Raw genomic sequence first — 23,629 nt, forward strand, 5'->3', positions numbered from 1 at the left:
TCAGCGCGACGGGATCAGGGCTTTCGACCTCAGATACGTTCCGGCGACGTCCTCGGGAAGTCTGCGCCAGCTGTCCACCTGCTCGTTCATCGACGCCAGGTCCTTGGTCGTCAGTACGGTGTTCAGTTTGTCCAGTGCGCCGGTCACCCCGGCGGCTCCGGCCCGCGAGCGGTTGACGACCGGGACGATGTAGTCGGCGTTCTGGAGATGCTTGTCGTCGGCGAGGAGCACCAGGCCGAACTGGCCGAGCGTGGCGTCGGTGGTCGTGGTCAGCACCATCTGGTCCTGGCCGTCCTGGACGGCCTTCTTGGCCGGGGTCGTGCCCACCCCCTTGGGGTCGATACCGGTGATGTCGATGCCGTACGTCTTCCTCAGCCCCGGCTCGCAGTAGGGCCGCTCCACGCATTCGTCTCCCGCGGCCAGCCTGACGGGCAGCCCGGACGCGCCCAGATCGCTCAGTGTGCGCAGCCGGTGCTTCGCGGCGAAGGAGGCGGCGACGGCGAAGGCGTTCTGGTCGACGGCCCGGCCCGGGTCGAGCACGGTGAGTCCGCGCGGTGCGGCCAGCGCGCGCAGCGCCCGCATCGTCGCGGCCAGATCGGGCGAGCCGACGGGCCTGGCGCCGGGGCCGTGGGTCCTGGCGTTGAGCCAGTCCGCGAAGGTCGCCGCGTACTCCGGTACGACATCGATCTGGCCGCTCTCCAGGGCGGGTTCATAGATCTCCCGGTTGGTGACGGAGAGGATCCGGGTGTGGTAGCCCGCGTGGTTCAGCAGGAGGGCGTACATCTGGGCGAGCAGATCGCTCTCGGTGAAGCCGGCGGAGCCGATGGTCAGATGCCTGCTGTCGCCGGGCGGCCCGGTGATCTCGCCCCGGTGCTCCAGGGACGGACCCGTGACGCAGCCGGTGACGGCCAGCAGCAGGGCGGCGCCGGCGGCGATGCGGATACGGATACGGATACGGATACGGATACGGAACGCTCTCATCCGGCACCGTCCCTGACCCACCGCGGGCCCAGCCGCCGCACCGCCTCGAACACCGCCTCCACCAGCAGCGCGAACACGGCCACGAGCACCGCTCCCGCGACCACCTGCGCCGTGTCGGCGAGATTGAACCCCGCGGTGATGATCCGGCCGAGCCCGCCGCCGCCCACCAGCGCCGCGAGCGTGGCGGTCGCGACGAGCTGTACGGCGGCGATCCGTACACCGGTGAGGATCAGCGGCAGCGCGAGCGGCACCTCGACCCGTCGAACGAGCTGACCGCCGGTCATCCCCATGCCACGGGCGGCCTGTACGACATCCCGGTCGACGCCCCGCATACCGACATAGGCGTTGGTGAGCAGCGGCGGGATCGCGAACAGGACCAGCGCGATGATCGTCGGCCAGTCTCCGTACGTACCGATCGGGGTGAGCAGCAGCAGGACGAGGACGGCGAAGGTGGGGACGGCCCGGCCGGCGTTGGAGATATTGACCGCCAGCGCGCCGCCCCGGCCGAGATGGCCCAGCACCAGGGCGACGGGGAGCGCGATGGCGGAGCTGAGCGCGAGGCAGACGACGGTGAGGAAGAGATGTTCGCCGAGCCGGTGCCAGACGCCGTCGGGGCCCGACCAGTGCGCGGCGCTGGTGAGCCAGGACCAGGCGGCGGCGGGTGTGTTCACGCGCGCGCCGCCCTCGTCCAGGGGGTGAGCAGCCGCTGGAGTCCGAGCAGCAGCAGATCGGCGAGGACGGCGATGAGCACACAGAGGACGGAGGCGGTGAGGACCTGCGCCTTGAAGAAGGTGTTCATCCCGGCGTAGATGAGATTGCCGAGCCCGCCGTGGCCCACGATCGCTCCGATGGTGACGAGCGAGACGGCCGAGACGGTGGCGATCCGCAGCCCCGCCATGGCGGCGGGCAGGGCGAGCGGCACCTCGACGGCGAGCAGCAGCCGCAGCGGTCCGTACCCCAGACCCCGGGCGGCCTGCCGGGTCTCCTCGGGGACGGCGCGCAGTCCGGCGAGGATGTTCCGTACGAGCAGGGTCAGTGAGTACAGCACCAGCCCGGCGACGACGAGCGAGGCCGACAGTCCGTAGAGCGGGAGCAGCAGGGAGAACATCGCGAGCGAGGGGATGGTGTAGAGGACGGTGGTGATCCCGAGCACGGGTCCGCCGAGCCAGCTCCAGCGGCGGGCCGCCAAGGCGAGGGGAACGGCGATCAGAAGTCCGAGGAGCACGGCGGAGAAGGTCAGTTCGAGATGTTCGAGCACCGCGTTCCAGAGGATCTGGCGACGGCTGGTGAGATAGGCGCCGCAGATCCATTCATTGCGCGCGAGGCAGTCGTCCGGAGGCGCGGTCACGCGTCCATTGCAGCCTCGCGGGACGGTTGGCCGCGCGTCGTGATGGACCGTACGGGGCGGCCGTGACCGCTCGTACGGCGTGTACCGCTCCTGCCGCTCGCGGCGCGCGGACCGCTCACACCGTGACCGGCAGTGCCGCCAGTCCGCGGATGACGAAGCCGGGCTTGCGCGGCGGCTCGCCCGCCGGGCTCAGTCCGGGGGCCAGATCGAGCAGCGCGGCCATGGACGCGGCCAGTTCGATACGGGCCAGCGGGGCGCCGACGCAGTAGTGGATGCCCGCGCCGAAGGAGATATGGGGGTTGTCCCGGCGGGACAGGTCCAGGCCGTCGGGGGTGGTGAAGACCGCCGGGTCGTGGTTGGCGGAGCCGAAGAGGAGGGCGACCTCGGCGCCGCGCGGGATGGTGGTGCCGCCGATCTCCACCGGGTCGAGCACCCAGCGTTCGAAGAGCTGGAGAGGCGTGTCGTAGCGCATCAGCTCCTCGACGGCGGTGGGCAGAAGCGCGCGGTCCGCGCGCAGGGCGGCGAGCTGCGCGGGATTCCGGAACAGCGCGTGCCAGCCGTTGACGGTGGCGTTGACCGTCGCCTCGTGTCCGGCGTTCAGCAGCAGCGCGCAGGTGGCGACCATCTCGGCCTCGGTCAGTTTCCCGCCGTCGTCATGGGCGGCGATGAGCCCCGAGATCAGGTCCTCACCGGGCTTCTCGCGCCGTACGGCGATCAACTCGCGCAGATACGCGGAGAACTCCAGCGAGGCGGTGACGGCGCGGCGGGCCGTCTCCTCCGGCGGGTTCAGCTCGTACATCGCGCAGATCGCGGCCGACCAGGGCCGCAGCAGCGGGCGGTCCGCCGCGGGGACACCGAGCATCTCGGCTATGACGGCGACGGGCAGGGGCTCGGCGACGGACGCCAGCAGATCGCCCCCGCCCTCCGCCACGAGCCGTCCGACCAGTTCGGCGGCGAGCCCGCGTACGTACGGGGTGAGCCGGTCCACCGTACGCGGGGTGAACGCCTGTGACACCAGGCGCCGGATACGGGTGTGGTCCGGCGGTTCCAGTTCGAGCATCCCGTGGTCGTTCAGCTCGTGGAAGGGTTCATGGCCGGAGGGCGGCGGGGTTCTGCCGAACTCCTCGTGGGTGAAGCGGTGCCCGTAGGAACGGCCGAGCCGCCGGTCCCGCAGCAGCGCCGACACATCCGCGTGGTGCGGTACGAGCCACTGGTCGCTCGGCTCGTAGTAGTGCGCCCGGCCACGGGCCCGCAGTTCGGCGTAGGCGGGGTAGGGGTCCGCGAGGAACGCGGGCGACGAGGGGGCGAAGTCAGACATCCCAGGACGGTAACCGGCCCGTGGACGAGGAACCAGAGCGGGCCGCCACGGGCCGCCGGCGGTCGGCGGCGGCTGGCGGCGGCCGGGGTGTCTGTCCCCGGGCACCCCCGGCGCCGGAGGCGTTCACGCGGCTCGTGCCATGTGGTGCGCCAGCTTCCGGTGCGGGTCGTCCTCGGCATCGGACGTGGTGGCCGGATCGGTGTGGACCAGCGCGGCGGTGAGTCCGCGCACCGAGTGCAGCAGGGCGTGTTCGACCTCGACGGCGACCGCGTGCGCCTGCCGGACGGTCAGGGCGCCGTCGACCACGACCGTGACCTCGGCCCGCAGCCGGTGGCCGATCCAGCGCATCCGCAGATCCGTCACCGACAGAACGCCGGGGACCTCGCGCGCGGCGGCTTCGCCCGTATCGATCAGCAGGGGGTCCACGGAGTCCATCACCCGCCGGAAGACCTCCCGGCAGGCGTCCTTGAGCACGAACAGGATGGCGGCGGTGATCAGCAGGCCGACGACCGGGTCGGCCCACCGCAGCCCGAGGGCGGCGCCGCCCGCGCCCAGCAGAACGGCCAGGGAGGTGAAGCCGTCGGTCCTGGCGTGCAGGCCGTCCGCGACCAGCGCGGCCGAGCCGATCCGTTTCCCGACGCGGATGCGGTAGCGGGCCACCCACTCGTTGCCGAGGAACCCGGCGACCGCCGCGACGGCGACGACACCGAGATGGGAGACGTCCCGGGGGTCGAGCAGCCGGCCGATCGCCTGGTACGCCGCGAGCGCCGCCGACGCGGCGATGGTGAGCACGATGGCGAGGCCCGCCAGATCCTCGGCGCGGCCGTAGCCATAGGTGTAACGGCGGGTCGCCGCGCGCCTGCCGAGTACGAACGCCACGCCGAGGGGCAGCGCGGTCAGCGCGTCGGCGAAGTTGTGGATGGTGTCACCGAGCAGGGCCACGGAGCCGGATATGAGGACGACGACGGTCTGGAGGAGCGCGGTGCCCCCCAGGACGGCCAGGGAGACCCAGAGGGCTCGCATTCCCTCGGCCGACGACTCCATGGCGGAGTCCACCTTGTCCGACGCCTCGTGGGAGTGCGGTTTGACGAGATGTGCCGCCTGATGACTCAGCCGCGTCGGCCGGTCCGCGCCATGAGCGTGGTCATGGTCCTGGTCCTGGTCGTGGGACCGGGCATGGTCGTGGTCGTGGGACTGGTCACGGTCACGGTCATGGCCGTGGTCGTGGTCATGAGGGTGCGCGTGGGGAGCGTTCATAGGGGGCTCTCCTGTCGGGAAGATCGCGGGGAGGGACAGGCACCGCGGGTGGGTCGCTTCCTATATGTATTTAAGCGCGCACCAATGCACCTGTCGAGCGGACGGTCTCCACCCGGGGTCCTACGATGGGGAGATGCCAGCGAGCAATCCGCCCTCAGTTGCGCCCGAGTCGCAACGGCACACTCCAGGCGCCCCGCAGTTCGACGCGGCGGCCGGCGTCTTCGCCCTGCTCGCCGATCCCACCCGGCTCCACCTGGTGTGGTCCCTGACCCAGGGCGAGGCCGATGTGAACACGCTCACGGACATCTGCGGCGCGGCCCGTCCGGCGGTCAGCCAGCATCTCGCGAAGCTGCGGCTCGCGGGACTGGTCCAGGTGCGCAAGGACGGCCGGCGTTCGATATACACACTGCGGGACGGGCATCTGCGGAGGCTGGCGATCGAGGCACTCAACCACGCCGACCATCTGGTGACGGGGACCCCGCCCCACGACTGACGGCGGCAGCGCGACCGGCAGCAGCGGCCTTCCCGCCGAACGGCGCGGTGCGCGGTCCCGGGGGTTCCGGAACCGCGCACCTGGGGGTGGCAGCCGTGGCGGTGGACCGCCCGGCGGCCGGCCGTCAGCAGTAGAGGTTGTTGCCCGGACCGACGCCCAGGATCTGCACGAAGCGCTGGTAGTTGTTGATCCGGCTCTGGACCTGCGCCGGGTTGCGTCCGTCGCACTCCAGCGAGCCGTTGATGGAACGGATCGTCTGGCCGAAACCGGCCTGGTTGACCATCGCGTTGTGCGGGGTCATCGTGCCGGGACCGTTCTGGGTGTTCCAGTACCAGAGACCGGTCTTCCACGCGACGGCCGATTCGCGCTCGACACGCCACGGGTCGGCCAGCAGGTTGATACCGAGCGCGTCACCCGCGGCCTTGTAGTTGAAGTTCCAGCTCAGCTGGATCGGTCCACGCCCGTAGTACGCGGCCTGACCGGCCGGGCAGCCGTACGACTGGTTGGGGTCGCAGTAGTGCGGGTAGTTCGCGGTGTTCTGCTCCACCACATGCACGAGACCGCCGGTCTCATGGCTGACATTGGCGAGGAAGGCCGCGGCCTCCTGCCGCTTCACCGTGTCACTGCCGGAGTTGGCGAACCCGGGGTACGCGCTCAGCGCCGCGGTCAGCCCGCTGTAGGTGTAGAAGGAATTCCGGCCCGGGAACATCTGGTTGAACTGGGACTCGCTGACGACGAAGCCACCGGCCGGCGGCGGGTTGCCGCCACCGCTGGTGCCCGCCGCCGTCCACTTCTGGTTCGACTGTCCGGTGCAGGTCCAGATCTGGAGCCGGGTGCCGTTGGCGGTGCTGCGGTTCTGCACATCCAGACACTTGTTCGCCTGCGGATTGACGATGTCACGGGCGGAGTTGACGACCCACTGCTGGTTCGCGCCGCCGCCGCAGTCCCAGAGCTGGACGAGCGAGCCGTCGGCGGTGCCGCGTTCGACGACGTCCAGGCACTTGCCCAGCGCGCGCAGCGTGCCGTCACCGGCGACGGTCCAGTTCTGGGCGCCGCTGCCGTTGCAGTCGTAGAGCTGAACGGGAGTGCCGTTCGCGTTGCTCGCGCCGGCGACATCCACGCACTTGCCGCCCAGACCGGTGATCCGGCCGACCGGATCGGCGGCGGAGGCGGGTACGGCGAACAGGGTGGCGAGAAGCGCGCCGACAGCGAGGACCACTGCGGAGCGCGCGAGCGAGAGACCCCGGAAGGTTTTTCTTGGCATCTGCGGTTGCTTTCCCCTCTTCGCGCCGACGGCGCCTCTGACGGTTTCGCTTGGATTGAAGGGGAAGGTCTAGACCTTGTCAAGTACCCCACAAGCGGGCCCAGTTGCCGCCATGGGCGGCTGTCGGGGGATGTGAGCCGACATGGCGGACATACGCGGGGCACCGGCGAACTCACGCTCCGGTCGGCATCGGCGGCCTCACGCCACGGCCGGCACCGACACCGGCACCGGCGACCTTGTGCTGTGGTTGGCCTGTCCATGACCATGGAGCGCCAGTGCCGTGCCGTCGACGCAGCCAGGGAAGGGACCTGTCATGCCCCAGCACCCCTCAGGGATGCCCCGGAGGGCCGTCCTGTCCGCCACCGTCGCGACCGCCGTGGCCGGCGCGCCGGCGGTGGCCCAGGCCGCCCCCGCGGCGACCTCGTCCGGGCGGGGGAAGGAAGAGCGTGCCGCCACCGCCCAGGCCCCCGGCCGGGAGTTGCGGGAACTGCTCAAAGAGGTCGACCGCGACCGGATCGAGGCGACCGTACGCCGGCTCGCCGCGTTCGGAACGCGCCATACGCTCTCCACCCAGGACGATCCCGAGCGCGGTATCGGCGCCGCCAGGGACTGGATATACGAGGAGCTGAAGCGGTACGCGGCGGCCTCCGGCGGCCGGATGACCGTCGAACTCCAGTCGTACGTACAGCAGCCCGCCTCGCGGATCCCGGTGGCGACCCGTATCACCAATGTCGTCGCGACCCTCCGCGGTTCGGTCGACCCCGACCGCACCTACGTCGTCTCCGGCCACTACGACTCGCGCGCCAGCGATGTCATGGACGCGGTGAGCGACGCGCCGGGCGCCGACGACGACGCCTCCGGTGTCGCGGTGGCCATGGAGCTGGCCCGTGTCATGGCGCGCCGCCGTCCGGCCGCGACCATCGTCTTCGCCGCCGTCGCGGGCGAGGAGCAGGGACTGTACGGGGCCGCCCATATGGCGGAGCGGTTCAAGGCGGCGGGGACGAATGTCCTCGCCATGTTCACCAACGACATCGTCGGCAGCCCCAAGGCCGACGACGGCACCCGCGACCCGTACTCGGTGCGGCTCTTCGCCGAGGGTGTGCCCACCGCGGAGACACCCCAGCAGGCGGACGTCCGCCGCTCGGTCGGCGGCGAGAACGACTCGCCGACCCGCCAGCTCGCCCGGTTCGTCCGTGACGTCGCGGACAACGACGCCACGGGGATGAATGTCCGGGTGGTCTACCGCCGTGACCGGTATCTGCGCGGCGGCGACCACATCCCCTTCCTCGAACGCGGTTACGCGGCCGCCCGCTTCACCGAGCCGGCCGAGGACTACGCCCATCAGCACCAGGACGTACGGGTGGAGGACGGCCGGCAGTACGGCGACCTGCCCGAGTTCTGCGACTTCGGCTATATCGCCCGGGTGGCCCGGGTCAACGGCGCGGCCCTGTGGACCCTCGCCCAGGCACCGGCCACTCCGCGCGGGGTGAACATCGTCACCAGCTCGCTGACCAACGCCACGGAGCTGGTGTGGAACGCGGGCACGGAGACCGATCTGACCGGCTACGAAGTGGTGTGGCGCGAGACGACGGCGCCGGAGTGGACCCATGTGACCGAGGCCGACGGCGCGACGAGCCACACCGTGGATCTCTCCAAGGACAATCTCTTCTTCGGTGTGCGTGCCGTGAACCGGGCCGGTCACCGCAGCCCGGTGGCCTTCCCCGTCCCCGGGCGCTGACCGGCCGTTCCCCACGGCGAGTGCCGCGCTCGGCCCCTCACCGGACCGAGCGCGGCTTTGTCATGCCGTCATGCCGAGGCCAGGACCGCAGGGAGATCCGATCAATCAGCGGACTTCCTGACGGCTTCCGCGGTCCCCCTCGGAACCGGGGCAACTGCCTCTCCTCCGCGAACAGGCCGTGAGACTGGCCGTGAAAAGCAATCTTTGTCATGGCGGGAACAATCTTTGACCAGTTCAGTATCTTCCCTTGACCCCTAAAAACCTCCGATGTTCACTACGTCTGACGCGGCCACCGTGCTGCCTTGTTCTGCCACGTACTCGTACCTCAGCCGGCGTCTCCTGGCGCCCCGAGAGAGGACCGGATCGTGCGCCTTGTGTCCCGCACCATGATCGCGCTCGTCCTGTCGGCCCTGTCGCTGCTCGCCCTGCCGCACACGCCGCAGGCCGCACCGGCGTCCGCCGCCAGCCCCCTTTCCACCGTCCCCCTGTCCGCCGCCGCGCCCGTCTCCGCCGCGGCGCCGCTCTCCAAGGTCCTGGTGTTCTCCAGAACCGCCGGATTCCGGCACTCGTCGATTCCCGCCGGGATCGCGGCGGTTCAGCGCCTCGGCACGGCCAACGGCTTCACCGTCACCGCCACGGAGGACGCGGGCGCGTTCACCGCCGCCAATCTGGCCCAGTACCAGGCGGTGGTCTGGCTCTCGACCACCGGTGATGTGCTGAACGCCACGCAGCAGACCGCCTTCGAGTCGTACATCGCGGCGGGCGGCGGCTATGTCGGCGTGCACGCCGCCGCCGACACCGAGTACGACTGGCCCTGGTACGGCGGGCTCGTCGGCGCGTACTTCGCCTCGCATCCGGCCACCCAGCAGGCCACCGTCAAGGTCGAGGACCGGTCCTCCGTCTCCACCGCGCACCTTCCGCAGCGCTGGACCAGGACCGACGAGTGGTACAACTACCGCGCCAATCCCCGCTCGGCGGTGAAGGTGCTCGCGAGCCTGGACGAGTCCTCGTACTCCGGCGGCAGCATGGGCGATCATCCGATCACCTGGTGCCAGAACTACGGCGGCGGACGGGCCTGGTACACGGGTCTCGGCCACACCGAGGAGTCCTACGCCGATCCCAACTTCACCACCATGCTGCTCGGCGGTATCCAGACCGCCTCGGGCGCACGGCCCGCGGACTGCCGTCCGGAGAATGGTTACACCCCGCTGTTCGACGGTACGCAGGCCAGTCTCGACCGCTGGCGGCAGGCGGGTCCTGGCGGGTTCACGCTCGCCAACGGCACCCTCACCTCGGTCGGCGGCATGGGGCTGCTCTGGTACCCGGTGACGCCCTTCAGCGACTACTCGCTGAAGGTGGACTGGATGATGCCGGGCGACGACAACGGCGGGGTGTTCATCGGCTTCCCCGATCCGCAGGGTGACCCGTGGAAGCCCGTCGACACGGGCCATGAGATCCAGATCGACGCGACGGACGGCGATCCGTCCCGGACGACCGGCAGCGTCTACAGCTTCCAGGCGCCGGACACGGCGGCACGGGCCGCCGCGCTCAATCCGCCGGGAACATGGAACACCTACGAGATCGCGGTGCACGGCCGCCGTGTCGAGATCCATCTCAACGGTGTGAAGATCAACGACTACACCAGCACCCGTGATATCGCCCTCGGGCACATCGGCGTCCAGAACGACGGCGCCGGCATGGACATCAACTACCGCAACATCAGGATCAAGCAGGACGGGACGACGCCGGCCACCGATCTGGCGCGGGGCCGTCCGGTCACGGTCTCCAGCGTGGAGCCCGGCAGCGCCCATGTGGGCGCCAACGCCGTCGACGGCGACCCGGCCACGCGGTGGAGCAGCGCCTACTCGGATCCCCAGTCGATCACCGTCGACCTCGGCTCGGTCCGTACCCTCCAGCGGGTCCGGCTGACCTGGGAGACCGCCTACGGCAGGGCGTACACCGTCCAGGCCTCGGCGGACAACCAGACCTGGCGCACCGTCAACACCACCACGGCGGGTGACGGAGGCGTCGACGACATCGCGGTGAGCGGAACCGCCCGCTATGTACGGGTCCAGGGCACGGCGCGAGCCACCCAGTGGGGCTACTCCCTGTGGGATCTCGCCGTACTCGGCAGCTAGGGCGCCGACCCCCGTCCGGCCGGGCAGGGCCCAGGTCCTGTCCGGCCGGGCGTCACCCGGCCCGCCGTCCGTCCGGCCGGACGCATTCCACACGTTCCCGTTCCCGCAGGACACCTCTCACCCGCGATCGGCCCCTGGAGGTAGATACCGTGCTCTCTCGCGCCGTTTCCTTACTCGCCGCGCTGTTCACCCTGTCCGCCCTGCTACTCGCACCCGGCGCCACCGCGGCTCCGCGGGCCGCGGCCGCGGAACCCGCCGTATCGCGGGCCGCCGCCGCTCCCCCGCCGACGGCCGGGTTCGAGAAGGTCAAGCTCGACGGCGGACTCCAGATGGGCGAGCCCATCGAACTCGCCGTGCTGCCGGACCAGAAGGTCCTCTACATCAACCGGGGCACCAGCGCCTCGGGCGGTCAGGTACGGCTCTACAACCCCGCGACCTCGTCGACGACGGTGGCGCTCACCCTGCCGCTGGACGCCCGGTTCGAGGACGGGCTGATCGGCATCACCCTGCATCCGCGCTTCGCCACCACCGGCTGGGTCATGCTGTTCTACTCGCCGAAGGTCACCCCGCTGGTCAACCGGATCTCCCGGTTCACCTTCAGCAACACCACCAACACGCTCTCCGCGGCCAGCGAGGACGTGATCATCGAGTGGCCGACCGAGCGTGAGCTGTGCTGCCACTCCGCGGGCTCGATGTCCTGGGACACTGCGGGAAACCTCTACTTCGCGGTGGGTGACAACACCAACTCCGGCGGCGACTCGGCGGGTATGGCCCCCATCGACGAACGGACCTCCCGCAACCCGCAGTACGACGCCCAGCGCACCTCGGGCAATGCCAACGATCTGCGCGGGAAGATCAACCGGATCCATCCGGAGGACAACGGGACGTACACCGTTCCGAGCGGCAATCTCTTCGCTCCGGGGACCTCGGGCACGCGCCCCGAGGTCTATGTCATGGGCGTGCGCAATCCGTACCGCGTCTGGGTCGACAAGAAGGCCGGCAACACCCTGTACTGGGGTGAGGTCGGCCCCGACGCCGGTGCGACCGTCGCCAACCGGGGGCCCGCGGCGTACGACGAGTTCAACCGCGCCACCGGTCCCGGCAATTACGGCTGGCCGTACTGCGGCGGGCCCAATGTGGCCTACAACGACTGGGACTTCGCCGCCAACGCCCCGCGCGGCTGGTTCCCCTGCGGCGGTACGTCCGGGCCGGTCAACAACTCCCCGCGCAACACGGGTATCCAGCAGCTCCCGCCCACCAAGCCCGCGCTCGTGTGGGAGCAGCACGGCGGCAGCAAGGAGTGGCCGCAGCTCGACAATCCGGGCGGCTGCGGTTCGCCCAACCACACCGAGGTCTACCACTACGACGCGAATCTCGCCTCCGACGTCAAGTGGCCCCAGTACTACGACAACAAGCTGCTGATCTCCGAGTACTGCCGCAACTGGATCAAGGAGGTGCAGTTCGGCAACGGCAATCCGGCCACCGGCACGCCGACCGCGATCGAGCCGGTGCTGGACGGGATGCGCTTCGTCCACCCGATCGACTCGGAGTTCGGGCCGGACGGATCGCTGTATCTGCTCGAATACGGCAGCGGCTACTTCTCGGGCGCCGAGGACGCCGGACTCTACAAGATCAATTACGTACAGGGCGGCCGGTCACCGCTCGCCAAGGCATCGGTGAACAGGGACAACGGACTGGCGCCGCTGGCCGTGACGTTCTCCAGCGCAGGCAGCAGCGATCCGGACGGCAATCCGCTCACCTACGCCTGGGACTTCACGGACAACGGCAGCACCGACTCCACCGCGGCCAATCCGACGTTCACCTACACCGGCAACGGCAGCTTCCAGGCCAGACTGACCGTCAGTGACGGCACCGGGCGGACCGGCACCACCACCGTCCCGGTCGTGGTCGGCAACAACCGCCCCACGCTGAGCATCGCCTCGCCACCGGACGGCGGGGTGTACGAGTGGAACGAGAACGTCACCGTCACCGCGTCCGCGACGGATCCGCAGGACGGTGCCATTGACTGCTCCAGGGTCATCGTGCGGATCGCCCTGGGCCACCAGGAACACGCGCATGAGGTCGCCGAGGGCACCGGCTGCGGTACGACGTTCAACACCGGTCCGATCCACTCCGGACTCGACGCCACCCAGTTCTATGTGGTGCGCGCCACCTATACCGACCGGGGGGCCACCGGGACCGTCCCGCTCACCGGGGAACAGCAGCGGACGCTGTGGCCCAAGCGGTGGCAGGCCGAGCACTTCGCTCAGTTGTCGGGACCGCAGATCATCACGGCCGCCGGAGCGGAGGGCGGCAAGCGCCTCGGGGACGTACAGAACAACGAGTGGGTCCGCTACCACCCGGTGAGTCTCAAGGGCGTGACCGGGGTCAGGGCCCGGGTGTCCTCGGACAAGGCGGGCAATGTGGCCACCTTCCGCTACGACTCCGTGACCGGGCCGGTCCTCGCCCGGGTGACCGTGCCGAACACCGGCGGCTGGGAGACGTACACCGAGGTCAGCGCTCCGGTCTCCGGTGCCGAGGAACGGACGCGTGACCTCTACGTGGTCTTCACCGGTGGCTCGGGGGCCATTCTCGATCTGGACAGCTACACCTTCACCGGCCCCGGCGTCAGCACTCCCGCCGGCTGAAAGCACGGGAGAACCCTGACGGACAGGCCATGAGGACGGCCGCGGCGCGGGCCCGGAGCCCGCGTCGCGGCCGTCGTCCGTCCGTCGGCGGCCCTGTCCGTCGGTCCTGGCTGTCCGTCAGCGGACGCGGGCGATTCCGGCGTAGAGGAGTTCGGTGCTCGTGTCGTTCTCCGGCGCGGGGGTGTCCTTGTACCAACGGGTCACCAGACCGGGCTCGACCAGATCCAGTCCCTCGAAGAACCGCTCGACCTCCGCGCGGCTGCGGGGACGCAGATTGATCCCGCTCGAACGGTACGCGTCGATCTTGTTCTGTTCCTCGGTGAGGAAGTCCCCCGTCAGATGGGAGAGCACCAGCAGGCTTCCGGGGGCCAGGGCGTCGATGAGGGTGCGGGTGATGCCGTACGGGTCGTCCTCGTCGGGGATGAAGTGCATGAGGGCGATGAGGGACAGCGCGATCGGCCGGTCGAAGTCCAGCAGGGTACGGGCGTGGTCGAGGATCACCTCCGGCTCGCGGACATCGGCCTCTATGTAGTTGGTGACCCCCTCCGGCGTGCTGATCAGCAGGGCCTCCGCGTGGCGCAGCACGATCGGGTCGTTGTCCGTGTAGACGATCCGGGCCTTGGGGTCGATCCCCTGGACGATCTGGTGGAGGTTCGGCGCGGTCGGGATACCGGTGCCGATGTCGAGGAACTGGTCGATACCGCTGCGGGCCACCCAGCCGACCGCGCGCTGCATGAAGGCCCGGTTCTGCCGGGCCCCCTCGCGGGCCTCGTCCGTCAGCCGTGAGGCCAGCGCCTGGTCGACGGGGTAGTTGTCCTTGCCGCCGAGGAGGTAGTCGTAGATACGGGCCGGGTGCGGCTTGCTGGTGTCGACCTGGGACTTGGGCGTTCCTGCCGTCATAAAGGGCTCCAAGAAAGTCTGATCGTCATACAGGAAAGAGAGACGCGAACCAGCGCACACTCCCCCTGCGGATCATCGCCACCCCGACGAATATTGCCACAGCAACGCGCGTGTCAGCACGCCGCGTTGACGGCCTCCGACCACCAGGGCCGAAGGTCAGGCCACGCCGCCCAGTACCTTCCAGACCCTGGTCGCCACATGCAGATTGAGACGGGTCTCGACATCGCCCAGGTCGTGGCCGCCGATCTCGCGCAGCCGCTGGAGCCGGTAGCGCAGGGTGCTGCGGTGGATACCGAGGACGGCGGCCGTGTTGTCGTAGTTCCCGCCCGCCTCGAAGTACTGGGAGAGGGTGGGCACCAGGTCGGTGCGGTGGGCCGTGTCGTAGTCGAGGAGCGGGCCGAGCCACTCCTGGACGTACCCCTCGATCTCCCGGTGGTCGTCGCCCGTCCCGATGATCCGGTACAGCCCCAGATCGTCGAACGAGGTCGCGCCGTGGGGCACCCGGGAGCGCCGGCGTACCTCCAGCGCGCGCAGTGCCTCCTGGTACGAGCGCGGGATCTCGGACGGGGAGTCGCAGCGGCCGCCGAGGCCGACGGCTCCCGCGCGCGAGCCCAGCTCCCTGGCGACCGCCCGGTACAGCTCGTCCCCCCTGGGGCGGCCCTGGACCACCAGCACGGCGCGGCCCGAGCGCCGGGCCACCAGCGACCGCAGCCCCAGGCCCGTCGCCGCGGCGGCCACCGCCTGGACGAAGGTGTCGTCGGCGGCCGTCCCCGTCCATCCCACCGTGACCAGATGCTGGGGGCCGTGCAGGTCGTGGCCGACGGCCGCCGAGCGGGCGAAGGCGCTCTCGTCGTCCGTGCCGGTGATCAGGTCGTCGACCAGTTCACGGCGCAGCCGCAGCTCCATCTCGGCCAGGCTGCGCAGATGCGCCATCTCCAGGGCCAGCGCCTCACACGCGCGGGCGAGCGCGAACTCCTCGTGCTCGCCCGCGCGCGCCTCGGGGTCGACCAGGGACACCGTGCCGAGGATCTCGCCGCGACGGCGGGCGACGGCGACGAGCCGGTGTCCCAGATACACCGGGTGCGCGTTTCTGGCGGCGTCGAGGATCAGCTCCTCCTGGCGGGCCGGGTCGGGCCTCGGGTACGGATCGGGGCGGCCGGGCCCGGCCCAGGCGCGGAGATTGCCGAATCTGTCCTCCACCACGGCGGGAAAACCGGTCAGCCGGTGCACCGTCCTGGCGATGCCGGCCTCCGTGTCCCCGGTGGCCGTGGCACCGCTCAGCGCGTCGTGCACCGACCGCTGGTATCTCAGCTCGGACTCCACGGCGACGAGGCGGGCGCGGGCGGCGGCGCCTTCCTGGCGGGCCCGGTCCAGCTCCACGGCGTACTCACGCTCCCGGCGACGGGCCGAGGCGCCCGTCAGGGCCGCCCCGGTCTGCCGTGCCAGCAGGCCGAGGAGCGTGATCTCGTCATGGCTCGGCTGCCGCTGGGAGCTCACGACCAGATATCCGGCCCGCCGGGACCCGGCCCGTCCGCCGGGCTCGCGCAGGGCGAAGGCCCATGACCACACCCGGTCGGGGAGCCGGACCGCGCCGTCCCGGTCGCCGAGTTCGGCGATCTGGGTGTCCAGCGACCGGCTGGTGGCGGAGCAGCCCATCGGCAGGTGGACCAGCCGTCCGCCGGCCGGCAGATATCCGGCCTCGGTACGGCAGGGGCCCAGCCGCGCGACACAGGCGGCGGCGAGCCGCATCACCTCGTACTCGTCGCGGCCGTCGAACACCGCGCTCGACAGTGCCATCAGACGGGGCAGCCGGGAGGACCGGTGGCCCGCGGGCCCCGGGGGTCCGGTTCTTCCGGCGGCCGTGCCCATCGCCCTGATCCGGCACCTTCCTGGAGAGCGCGCCCCCTCACAACTCTACCGAGGCGGCGCGCTCGTGCATCCGGTCCGGATGTCCGGACCGGCCGGCCGGCGGGCCTGTGCCGGCAGGACCAGCGACGGTACGGATTTCGACCTCCCAGGAGCAGGAAGCGGCCCGGCGCGCCCGCCACGCTCGGAGAGACGGGGGAACCGGACGAAGGCAGCACCGGACGAAGGCGGCCGTGCGCGTAAGGAGCACCTCATGGCGAAGGCAGTCGGTATCGACCTGGGCACCACCAATTCGGTGATCGCCGCGTGGGAGGGCGGTGAAGCGACGGTCCTCCCCAACGCCGAGGGCGCCCGCACCACCCCCTCCGTCGTCGCCTTCACCGACTCCGGCGAACGGCTCGTCGGACAGCTGGCCCGCCGCCAGGCGATCCTCAACCCCAAGGGCACCATCTACTCGGCCAAGCGCTTCATCGGCCGGCACTACGACGAGGTCCCGGCCGAGACCAGGGCGGTGACGTACGACGTCGTGGCGGGCGAGAACGGCGAGGCGCGGTTCGACATCCGGGGCAAGCTGTACGCGCCGGAGGAGATCAGCGCGCTGGTGCTGCGCAAGCTCGCCGACGACGCCGGGAAGTCGATGGGGGAGCGGGTCACGGAGGCCGTGATCACCGTACCCGCGTACTTCAACGACGCCCAGCGCACGGCGACCAAGGACGCCGGCCGGATCGCCGGTCTCGAAGTGCTGCGCATCATCAACGAGCCCACCGCGGCGGCCCTGGCGTACGGCCTGGACAAGAAGGAGCACGAGACGGTGCTCGTCTTCGACCTCGGCGGCGGCACCTTCGACGTGAGCATCCTGGATGTCGGCGACGGTGTGGTGGAGGTGCGCTCCACGGCCGGCGACACCCATCTCGGCGGGGACGACTTCGACCGCCGGCTGGTGGACCATCTCGCGGACACGTTCCAGCGGGAGAACGGTATCGACCTGCGGGGTGACACCCAGGCGCTGCAACGGCTCTTCGAGGCGGCGGAGAAGGCCAAGACCGAGCTGAGCTCGGTGACCCGGACCCAGGTCAGCCTGCCGTTCGTCACCGCCGACGCCACCGGGCCCAAGCATCTGACCGAGCCCGTCATGCGTTCCACCTTCGAGCAGATCACCGCCGACCTGGTGGACCGCTGCCTGGGGCCGGTCAAGCAGGCGATGTCCGACGCGAAGGTCACCGACAGCGACATCGACGAGGTCATCCTGGTCGGCGGCTCGACCCGGATCCCGGCCGTGCAGGCGCTGGTCCGGCGGATGACCGGCGGCAAGGACCCCAATATGAGCGTCAATCCGGACGAGGTGGTGGCGCTGGGCGCCGCCGTCCAGGCCGGGGTGCTCAAGGGCGATGTCAAGGATGTGCTCCTGCTGGACGTCACCCCGCTGTCGCTGGGGGTGGAGACACGCGGCGGTGTGATGACGAAGATCGTCGAACGGAACACCACGATTCCGGTCCGCCGTACGGAGACCTTCTCGACGGCCGAGGACAGCCAGCCCGCCGTCGATGTCGTCGTCCTCCAGGGCGAGCGCGAGCGCGCGGCCGACAACCGGGTGCTGGGCCGCTTCCAGCTCACCGACATCCGCCGGGCCCCGCGGGGCGAACCGCAGATCGAGGTCACCTTCGACATCGACGCCAACGGCATCCTCAATGTCACCGCGCGTGACAAGGACACCGGCAAGGAGCAGGGCATCACCCTCAGCGAGGGCTCCAACCTCGAATCCTCCGAGGTGGAGCGCATGATCGCCGAGGCGGAGCGCAACCGCGGCGAGGACCAGGCGCTGCGCCGGTCCGTGGACGCGCGCAATGAGCTGGACGCGATCGCCTACCAGGTGGAACGCCGGCTGGGCGAGCTGGGCGAGAGCGCCCCCGAGCACGAGCGGGCCCGTGCCCAGCTGCTGATCGGCGACGCGCGCCAGGCGGTGAAGGGCGAGGCGCCGCTGGACCGGGTCAGGTCGCTGACCTCCGAGCTCCAGCAGGTCCACCAGGGTCTCGCCGCGCGGCAGGCCGGTCCCGCCGGACCCTCGGAGCCCGGGGCGGCGGGTCCGGGGCCGGGGCGAACCGGGGGAACCGGCGGTGGTGACGACGATGTCGTGGACGCCGACTTCGACCGGAGCTGAGGTCACGCCATGGCCGCACAGCCGGAACCGGAAGCGGTACCGCCGCCGGACGATCCGCGGCAGGACGGTCCGCCGCAGGAGCTCGCCGAGGTCCAGGACGCCTGGCGCCGCGCGCTCGCCGATCTCGACAATCTGCGCAAGCGCTACGCCAGGGAGCTGGAGGACGTACGGCGGGCCGAGCGGGCCCGTACCGCCGCCGAATGGCTCCCCGTACTCGACCATCTCGAACTGGCCCTCGCGCACGCCCGCGCCGACCCCGCCTCCATCGTCCAGGGTGTCGAGGCGGTACGGGACCAGGCCGTCGACGCGATGGAACGGCTCGGCTATCCCCGCCAGGAGGAGAAGGGAGTGCCGTTCGACCCGGGCCGGCACGAGGTGGTCGGTGTCGTCGACGACCCGGACGCCGAGCCCGGCACGGTCGTGAAGGTCCTGCGTCCCGGATACGGACTCGACGACCGCCAGCTGCGGCCGATGGCCGTGACGGTCAGTCAGCGGCGGGAGTGACGGTCCATGGCACAGGACTACTACGAGGTGCTCGGGGTCCCCCGTACGGCGGGCGACGAGGAGATCCAGCGGGCCTACCGGAAGCTGGCCCGGCGCCACCACCCCGACATCAACAAGGACCCGCGGGCCGAGGAGCGGTTCAAGGAGGTCAACGAGGCCTACGGCGTGCTGTCCGACCCGGACACCCGGGCGCGTTACGACCGGTTCGGCCCGGACTTCCGCGCGTTCCCCGGGTCTCCCGGGGACTACGACGAGCGGGTGGCCGCCGCGGCCGGGCGCGGCCCCGGGGGCCGGGCCTCGACGGGCGGCGGCCGGACCACGCCGGGCGGCGGGGTGCGCTTCGCGCAGGGCGCGCGCGGCGCCTACCAGGACGTGGACTTCGAGGATCTCTTCGGCGATCTGTTCGGCGGCGCGGGGCGGGGCGGGGGACGCGGGAACGTGCCCGGGGCCGACCAGGAGGCCGAGCTGGAGCTGACCGTGGAGGAGGCCTACCGGGGCGGCCGGCGCGCTGTGGGCCTCGCCGGACCGGACGGCCGCCGTGACTACCAGGTCACCGTGCCCCGGGGTGTGACGGACGGACAGCGGATCAGGCTGGCCGGCGAGGGCGGGCGGGGCGGCCGTGCCGCACCCGCCGGTGACCTGTATCTGCGGGTGCGTATCAGGCCCCACGACCGGTACCGGCTGGAGGGCCATGACATCCATGTCCAGCTTCCCGTGGCGCCCTGGGAGGCGGCGCTCGGCGCCACCGTACCGCTGCCCACCCCGGGCGGCACCGCCAAGGTCACCGTACCGCCGGGCTCCTCCAGCGGGCGCCGGCTGCGGCTGCGCGGCGAGGGCATGCCCCGTGCGCGCGGTACCGACGGCGATCTCTACGCCGAACTCCGGGTGGTGGTCCCGCCCCGTCCCACCGACCGTGAACGCGAGCTGTTCGAGGAACTGGCCGCCGCGTCCGAATTCGACCCGAGGAGGCCGGGATGACGGCCGATCAACGGCACCAGCGGCCGGAGGCGGGGCGGATCCGGGTCTACGAGCTCGTGCCCGTCCGCCGGCTCGGCCTGGAGGAGGTGGCCCGCCGCTCGGGACTCCATCCCGATCTGGTCCGGCGTCTGGTGACGCTCGGTCTGGTGGACGCGACCCGCGACCGCGCCGGCCGGCTCTCGTTCGACCTCTCCGCCCCGCGCACACTGGCCCGTGTCCAGCGGCTGCGGGCCGGACTCCCCCTCAACTACGCCTCCATCGGCCTGGTACTCGATCTGCTGGACCGGATCAGTCTGCTGGAGGCGGCGCTGCGCCGTACCGGCGCGAGGAGTGACGACTCGCCATGGACATGAACCGTCTCACCCAGAAGTCCCAGGAAGCCCTGCAACAGGCCCAGAGCGCGGCCGTGCGCCTCGGGCAGACCGAGGTCGACGGGGAGCATCTGCTGCTGGCGCTGCTCGACCAGCCCGACGGGCTCGTCCCCCGGCTGCTCGGCCAGGCGGGTGTCGATCCGCCCTCCCTGCGCGCGGCCGTGGAGGGCGAGGTGTCGCGCAGGCCCCGGGCGACCGGGCCGGGCGCCGCCCCCGGTCAGGTGTTCGTCACCCAGCGGCTGTCGCGGCTGCTGGAGACCGCCGGGCAGGAGGCCGGGCGGCTCAAGGACGAGTACGTCTCCGTCGAGCATCTGATGATGGCCCTGGCCGACGAGGGCTCCGCCTCCGCCTCGGGACGTCTGCTCAAGGAGCACGGGCTCACCAAGGAGACCCTCCTCGCCGCGCTCACCCGGATCCGGGGCAACCAGCGGGTCACCTCCGCGACTCCGGAGTCCGCGTACGAGGCGCTGGAGAAGTACGGCCGCGACCTCGTCGCCGAGGCGCGCGCCGGCACGCTGGACCCGGTGATCGGCCGGGACGCCGAGATACGGCGGGTGACCCAGATCCTCAGCCGCAAGACCAAGAACAACCCGGTCCTGATCGGCGATCCGGGGGTCGGGAAGACCGCGATCGTGGAGGGGCTCGCCCAGCGGATCGTGCGCGGCGACATACCCGAGGGGCTGCGGGACCGTACCGTCTTCGCGCTCGACATGGCGGCGCTGGTGGCCGGGGCCAAGTACCGCGGTGAGTTCGAGGAGCGGCTCAAGGCGGTGCTCGGGGAGGTCAAGGCGGCCGGCGGCCGGATCCTGCTCTTCCTCGACGAGTTGCACACGGTGGTCGGCGCGGGCGGCGCCGAAGGGGCCGTGGACGCGGGGAACATGCTCAAGCCGATGCTCGCCCGGGGCGAGCTGCACATGATCGGCGCGACCACCCTGGACGAGTACCGCAAGCGCGTCGAGAGCGACGCCGCGCTGGAGCGCCGCTTCCAGCAGGTCCTGGTGGACGAGCCGGGCGTGGAGGACACCATCTCCATCCTGCGCGGACTGCGCGAGCGTCTGGAGGTCTTCCACGGGGTGAAGATCCAGGACACGGCGCTGGTCGCGGCGGCGACCCTCAGCCACCGCTACATCTCCGACCGCTTCCTGCCCGACAAGGCGATCGACCTGGTGGACGAGGCGTGCGCGCGGATGCGTACCGAGATCGACTCGATGCCCGCGGAACTGGACGAGCTGACCCGGCGGGTCACCCGGCTGGAGATCGAGGAGGCGGCGCTCGCCAAGGAGACCGACCCGGCCAGTGTGAACAGGCTGGAGGAGCTGCGCGGGGAACTGTCCGGTCTGCGGGCCGAGGCCGATGCCGAGCACGCCCAGTGGGAGTCCGAGCGCCAGGCCATCCGCAGGGTCCAGGAGCTGCGCCAGGAGATGGAACGGGTCCGGCAGGAGGCGGACGAGGCCGAGCGCGCCTACGACCTCAACCGCGCCGCCGAACTGCGCTACGGGACGCTCACCGAGCTGGAACGCCGCTTCGCCGCCGAGGAGGAGCAGCTGCGGGCCAAGCAGGGCGAGACCCGGCTGCTGCGTGAGGTGGTCACCGAGGACGAGATCGCCGAGATCGTCGCCGCGTGGACCGGTATCCCGGTGAGCCGTCTCCAGGAGGGCGAGCGCGAGAAGCTGCTGCGGCTGGACGAGATCCTCCAGGAGCGGGTGATCGGGCAGGACGAGGCCGTACGGCTGGTCGCCGACGCGATCATCCGGGCCCGGTCCGGGATCCGTGATCCGCGCAGGCCGATCGGGTCGTTCATCTTCCTCGGCCCGACCGGTGTGGGCAAGACGGAGCTGGCGAAGACCCTCGCGGCGGCGCTCTTCGACACGGAGGAGAGCATGGTCCGCCTCGACATGAGCGAGTACCAGGAACGGCACACGGTGAGCCGGCTGGTCGGCGCGCCTCCCGGGTACGTCGGGTACGAGGAGGGCGGCCAGCTCACCGAGGCCGTGCGCCGCAGGCCCTACTCGGTGGTGCTGTTCGACGAGGTGGAGAAGGCCCACGCCGATGTCTTCAACACCCTGCTCCAGATCCTCGACGACGGCCGGATCACCGATGCGCAGGGCCGCACGGTCGACTTCCGCAACACCGTCGTCATCATGACCTCCAACATCGGCTCCACCTATCTGCTGGACGCGAGCGTGGACGGCGAGATCAAGCCCGACGCCCGTGCCCAGGTGATGGCCGAACTGCGCGCGCACTTCCGGCCGGAGTTCCTCAACCGCGTCGACGACATCGTGCTCTTCAAACCGCTGGGCCTGGCCCAGATCGAGCGGATCGTCGACCTCCAGTTCGAGGAGCTGCGCCGGCGTCTCGCCGAGCGCAGGATCACCGTCGAGCTCACGGAGCAGGCCCGTGAACTCATCGCCCACCAGGGCTTCGACCCGGTGTACGGGGCCCGGCCGCTGCGCCGCTACATCTCGCACGAGGTGGAGACCCTGATCGGACGCGCGCTGCTGCGCGGGGACGCGCGGGACGGTTCGGTCATCCGGGTGGACGCCCAGAACGGCGAGCTGGTCGTGACGTATCAGGACCCGCCCGAGCCCGAGTCGGGGAAGGCGGCATGAGATGGGCGCGGCGGCCGGCTGCCGACAGGTCCGCCGGTTTCCCCGTGGGCGGCAGGGACGTTGACTGTACGGACAGCCAGTGTATTTTTGACGTGTACATAGTTCGAGTGCGCGCGAGGCCGTGACACCGGACGCGGGGCCCGCCGCCGGCCCGGCGGGCCTTGGAGTGAAGAGCTGGGGGGACCGTGTCGCCGCGATCGGCGCATACGAACGAGGAAATGCGTGAGCAGTCGCGGGAGAGGATCCTCGCCGCCGCGCTGACGGAGTTCGCCGAGAAGGGCTACCACGAGGCGAGTATCTCCGACATCACCGCCCGCGCGGGTGTCTCGCGCGGTCTGATCAGCTACTACTTCCCCGGCAAGCAGTCGCTCGTGGACGAACTCCTCGACCGCTATCTCGACGGTGTCGTCGAGATAGCCGAGGTGACCGGCAGCCCCGACGAGCGGCTGGCCGCGATCCTGGACGGTGTCCTGCTCGCCGCCGTACGGACGGTCCCCGTCCAGCGCATGGCGCTCAGCCTGGTCGTCGGTCCCGCCACGCACGATCTGTTCGCGCGGGTCGAGGCCCGCAAGGAGGAGCGGATCGTGAAGCTGGAGGACCGGCTGCGCGAGATGTTCGCGGCCCGTGGCGCGGCCGACCCGGCGCTGGAAGAGGTCTTCTTCCGCAGTGTGCTCGAAGGCGTGATCTTCAAGACCGCCGTCTACGCGGACCAGTACCCCATGGAGCGGGTGCGGGGCCGGCTGTACGAGCTGTACGGTCTGCCCGCCCCCAAAACTCCGCTGATCCTGCCCGACCCGCCGCCCGTGGGCCGGATGCGCGCCGCCCCCGCCGACTGACCCGCGGCACGCCCGTCCCCGGTCATCCGCTTCGCCCGCTACGCAAGGAGATGAGCCGAATGGACACCCATGCAGCTTCGGCCGCCCGTGGGACGCGGCCGTCCTCCGGGGACCGGCAGGACGCCGACGACGGCGCCGAGGGGCCTGCGAGAGGTACGACAGGACAGCACAGCCGATTACCGGCAGGGGGGTGCGTGACCGCCCCCCGGTCCGAAAGCGCGC

18 protein-coding genes are annotated in these 23,629 nt (G+C 70.9%); 10 read left to right on the plus strand and 8 right to left on the minus strand.

Features of this window, described 5'->3' with window-relative positions:
- The 5 genes from ACWGDX_RS04330 to ACWGDX_RS04350 all read right to left on the minus strand — a co-directional run bounded on the left by ACWGDX_RS04330 (window position 1) and on the right by ACWGDX_RS04350 (window position 4,904).
- Complete coding sequence (locus tag ACWGDX_RS04330) at window positions 1-981, minus strand: ABC transporter substrate-binding protein (RefSeq protein WP_453622100.1); 981 nt, start codon at window positions 979-981, stop codon at window positions 1-3.
- Window positions 978-1,652, minus strand: coding sequence for an ABC transporter permease (locus tag ACWGDX_RS04335; RefSeq protein ID WP_453622102.1), 675 nt, complete (start codon window positions 1,650-1,652; stop codon window positions 978-980). Before ACWGDX_RS04335 ends, ACWGDX_RS04330 begins: the two co-directional genes overlap by 4 nt.
- Window positions 1,649-2,329, minus strand: a complete 681-nt coding sequence (locus tag ACWGDX_RS04340) for an ABC transporter permease (protein ID WP_453622104.1) — start codon at window positions 2,327-2,329, stop codon at window positions 1,649-1,651. The genes ACWGDX_RS04335 and ACWGDX_RS04340 overlap by 4 nt, the downstream gene beginning before the upstream one ends.
- Before the next feature lie 115 nt (window positions 2,330-2,444).
- Window positions 2,445-3,647, minus strand: a complete 1,203-nt coding sequence (locus tag ACWGDX_RS04345; protein ID WP_453622106.1) for a cytochrome P450 — start codon at window positions 3,645-3,647, stop codon at window positions 2,445-2,447.
- 123 nt (window positions 3,648-3,770) lie between these two features.
- Window positions 3,771-4,904, minus strand: coding sequence for a cation diffusion facilitator family transporter (locus tag ACWGDX_RS04350; protein ID WP_453622107.1), 1,134 nt, complete (start codon window positions 4,902-4,904; stop codon window positions 3,771-3,773).
- A 133-nt stretch (window positions 4,905-5,037) separates the two neighbouring features.
- On the opposite strand from ACWGDX_RS04350, the gene ACWGDX_RS04355 reads away from it, so the two are divergent.
- Window positions 5,038-5,397 carry an ArsR/SmtB family transcription factor gene (locus ACWGDX_RS04355; protein WP_066949867.1) on the plus strand — a complete coding sequence of 120 codons (360 nt, stop codon included), beginning with the start codon at window positions 5,038-5,040 and terminating at the stop codon, window positions 5,395-5,397.
- Between the two features lie 124 nt (window positions 5,398-5,521).
- Here ACWGDX_RS04355 and ACWGDX_RS04360 read toward each other — a convergent pair whose 3' ends face one another.
- A complete protein-coding gene (locus tag ACWGDX_RS04360; RefSeq protein ID WP_453622109.1) occupies window positions 5,522-6,661 on the minus strand; it encodes a glycoside hydrolase family 19 protein in 1,140 nt (379 codons plus the stop codon).
- A 313-nt stretch (window positions 6,662-6,974) separates the two neighbouring features.
- Here ACWGDX_RS04360 and ACWGDX_RS04365 point away from each other — a divergent pair, with 313 nt between their 5' ends.
- The 3 genes from ACWGDX_RS04365 (at window position 6,975) to ACWGDX_RS04375 (ending at window position 13,185) form a co-directional block, all read left to right on the plus strand.
- Window positions 6,975-8,399 carry a M28 family metallopeptidase gene (locus ACWGDX_RS04365; RefSeq protein ID WP_453622111.1) on the plus strand — a complete coding sequence of 475 codons (1,425 nt, stop codon included), beginning with the start codon at window positions 6,975-6,977 and terminating at the stop codon, window positions 8,397-8,399.
- Between the two features lie 386 nt (window positions 8,400-8,785).
- A complete protein-coding gene (locus ACWGDX_RS04370) occupies window positions 8,786-10,537 on the plus strand; it encodes a ThuA domain-containing protein (protein ID WP_453622192.1) in 1,752 nt (583 codons plus the stop codon).
- Between the two features lie 149 nt (window positions 10,538-10,686).
- Window positions 10,687-13,185, plus strand: a complete 2,499-nt coding sequence (locus tag ACWGDX_RS04375; protein ID WP_453622113.1) for a PQQ-dependent sugar dehydrogenase — start codon at window positions 10,687-10,689, stop codon at window positions 13,183-13,185.
- 117 nt (window positions 13,186-13,302) lie between these two features.
- On the opposite strand, the gene ACWGDX_RS04380 is transcribed toward ACWGDX_RS04375, so the two are convergent.
- On the minus strand, window positions 13,303-14,085 hold the full coding sequence (locus tag ACWGDX_RS04380) for an SAM-dependent methyltransferase (protein WP_453622115.1): 783 nt from the start codon (window positions 14,083-14,085) through the stop codon (window positions 13,303-13,305).
- Between the two features lie 156 nt (window positions 14,086-14,241).
- Window positions 14,242-15,882 carry a PucR family transcriptional regulator gene (locus ACWGDX_RS04385; protein WP_453622117.1) on the minus strand — a complete coding sequence of 547 codons (1,641 nt, stop codon included), beginning with the start codon at window positions 15,880-15,882 and terminating at the stop codon, window positions 14,242-14,244.
- 322 nt (window positions 15,883-16,204) lie between these two features.
- Here ACWGDX_RS04385 and dnaK point away from each other — a divergent pair, with 322 nt between their 5' ends.
- The 6 genes from dnaK (at window position 16,205) to ACWGDX_RS04415 (ending at window position 23,407) form a co-directional block, all read left to right on the plus strand.
- Window positions 16,205-18,109: a molecular chaperone DnaK gene (gene dnaK, locus ACWGDX_RS04390; RefSeq protein ID WP_453622119.1), complete on the plus strand. Its 1,905-nt coding sequence runs from the start codon at window positions 16,205-16,207 to the stop codon at window positions 18,107-18,109.
- Window positions 18,110-18,118: 9 nt separating this feature from the next.
- A complete protein-coding gene (locus tag ACWGDX_RS04395) occupies window positions 18,119-18,613 on the plus strand; it encodes a nucleotide exchange factor GrpE (protein WP_453622121.1) in 495 nt (164 codons plus the stop codon).
- A gap of 6 nt (window positions 18,614-18,619) precedes the next feature.
- Complete coding sequence (locus ACWGDX_RS04400) at window positions 18,620-19,591, plus strand: DnaJ C-terminal domain-containing protein (protein ID WP_453622123.1); 972 nt, start codon at window positions 18,620-18,622, stop codon at window positions 19,589-19,591.
- Window positions 19,588-19,944 (plus strand): chaperone modulator CbpM, encoded by a 357-nt coding sequence (locus ACWGDX_RS04405; protein WP_382861743.1) that lies wholly within the window; start codon window positions 19,588-19,590, stop codon window positions 19,942-19,944. The genes ACWGDX_RS04400 and ACWGDX_RS04405 overlap by 4 nt, the downstream gene beginning before the upstream one ends.
- Window positions 19,935-22,571, plus strand: coding sequence for an ATP-dependent chaperone ClpB (gene clpB, locus ACWGDX_RS04410; protein WP_453622125.1), 2,637 nt, complete (start codon window positions 19,935-19,937; stop codon window positions 22,569-22,571). The genes ACWGDX_RS04405 and clpB overlap by 10 nt, the downstream gene beginning before the upstream one ends.
- 218 nt (window positions 22,572-22,789) lie before the next feature.
- Window positions 22,790-23,407: a TetR/AcrR family transcriptional regulator gene (locus ACWGDX_RS04415; protein ID WP_453622127.1), complete on the plus strand. Its 618-nt coding sequence runs from the start codon at window positions 22,790-22,792 to the stop codon at window positions 23,405-23,407.
- The last annotated feature ends 222 nt before the right edge of the window (window positions 23,408-23,629 follow it).

This window comes from Streptomyces sp. NPDC055025 (assembly GCF_053608565.1).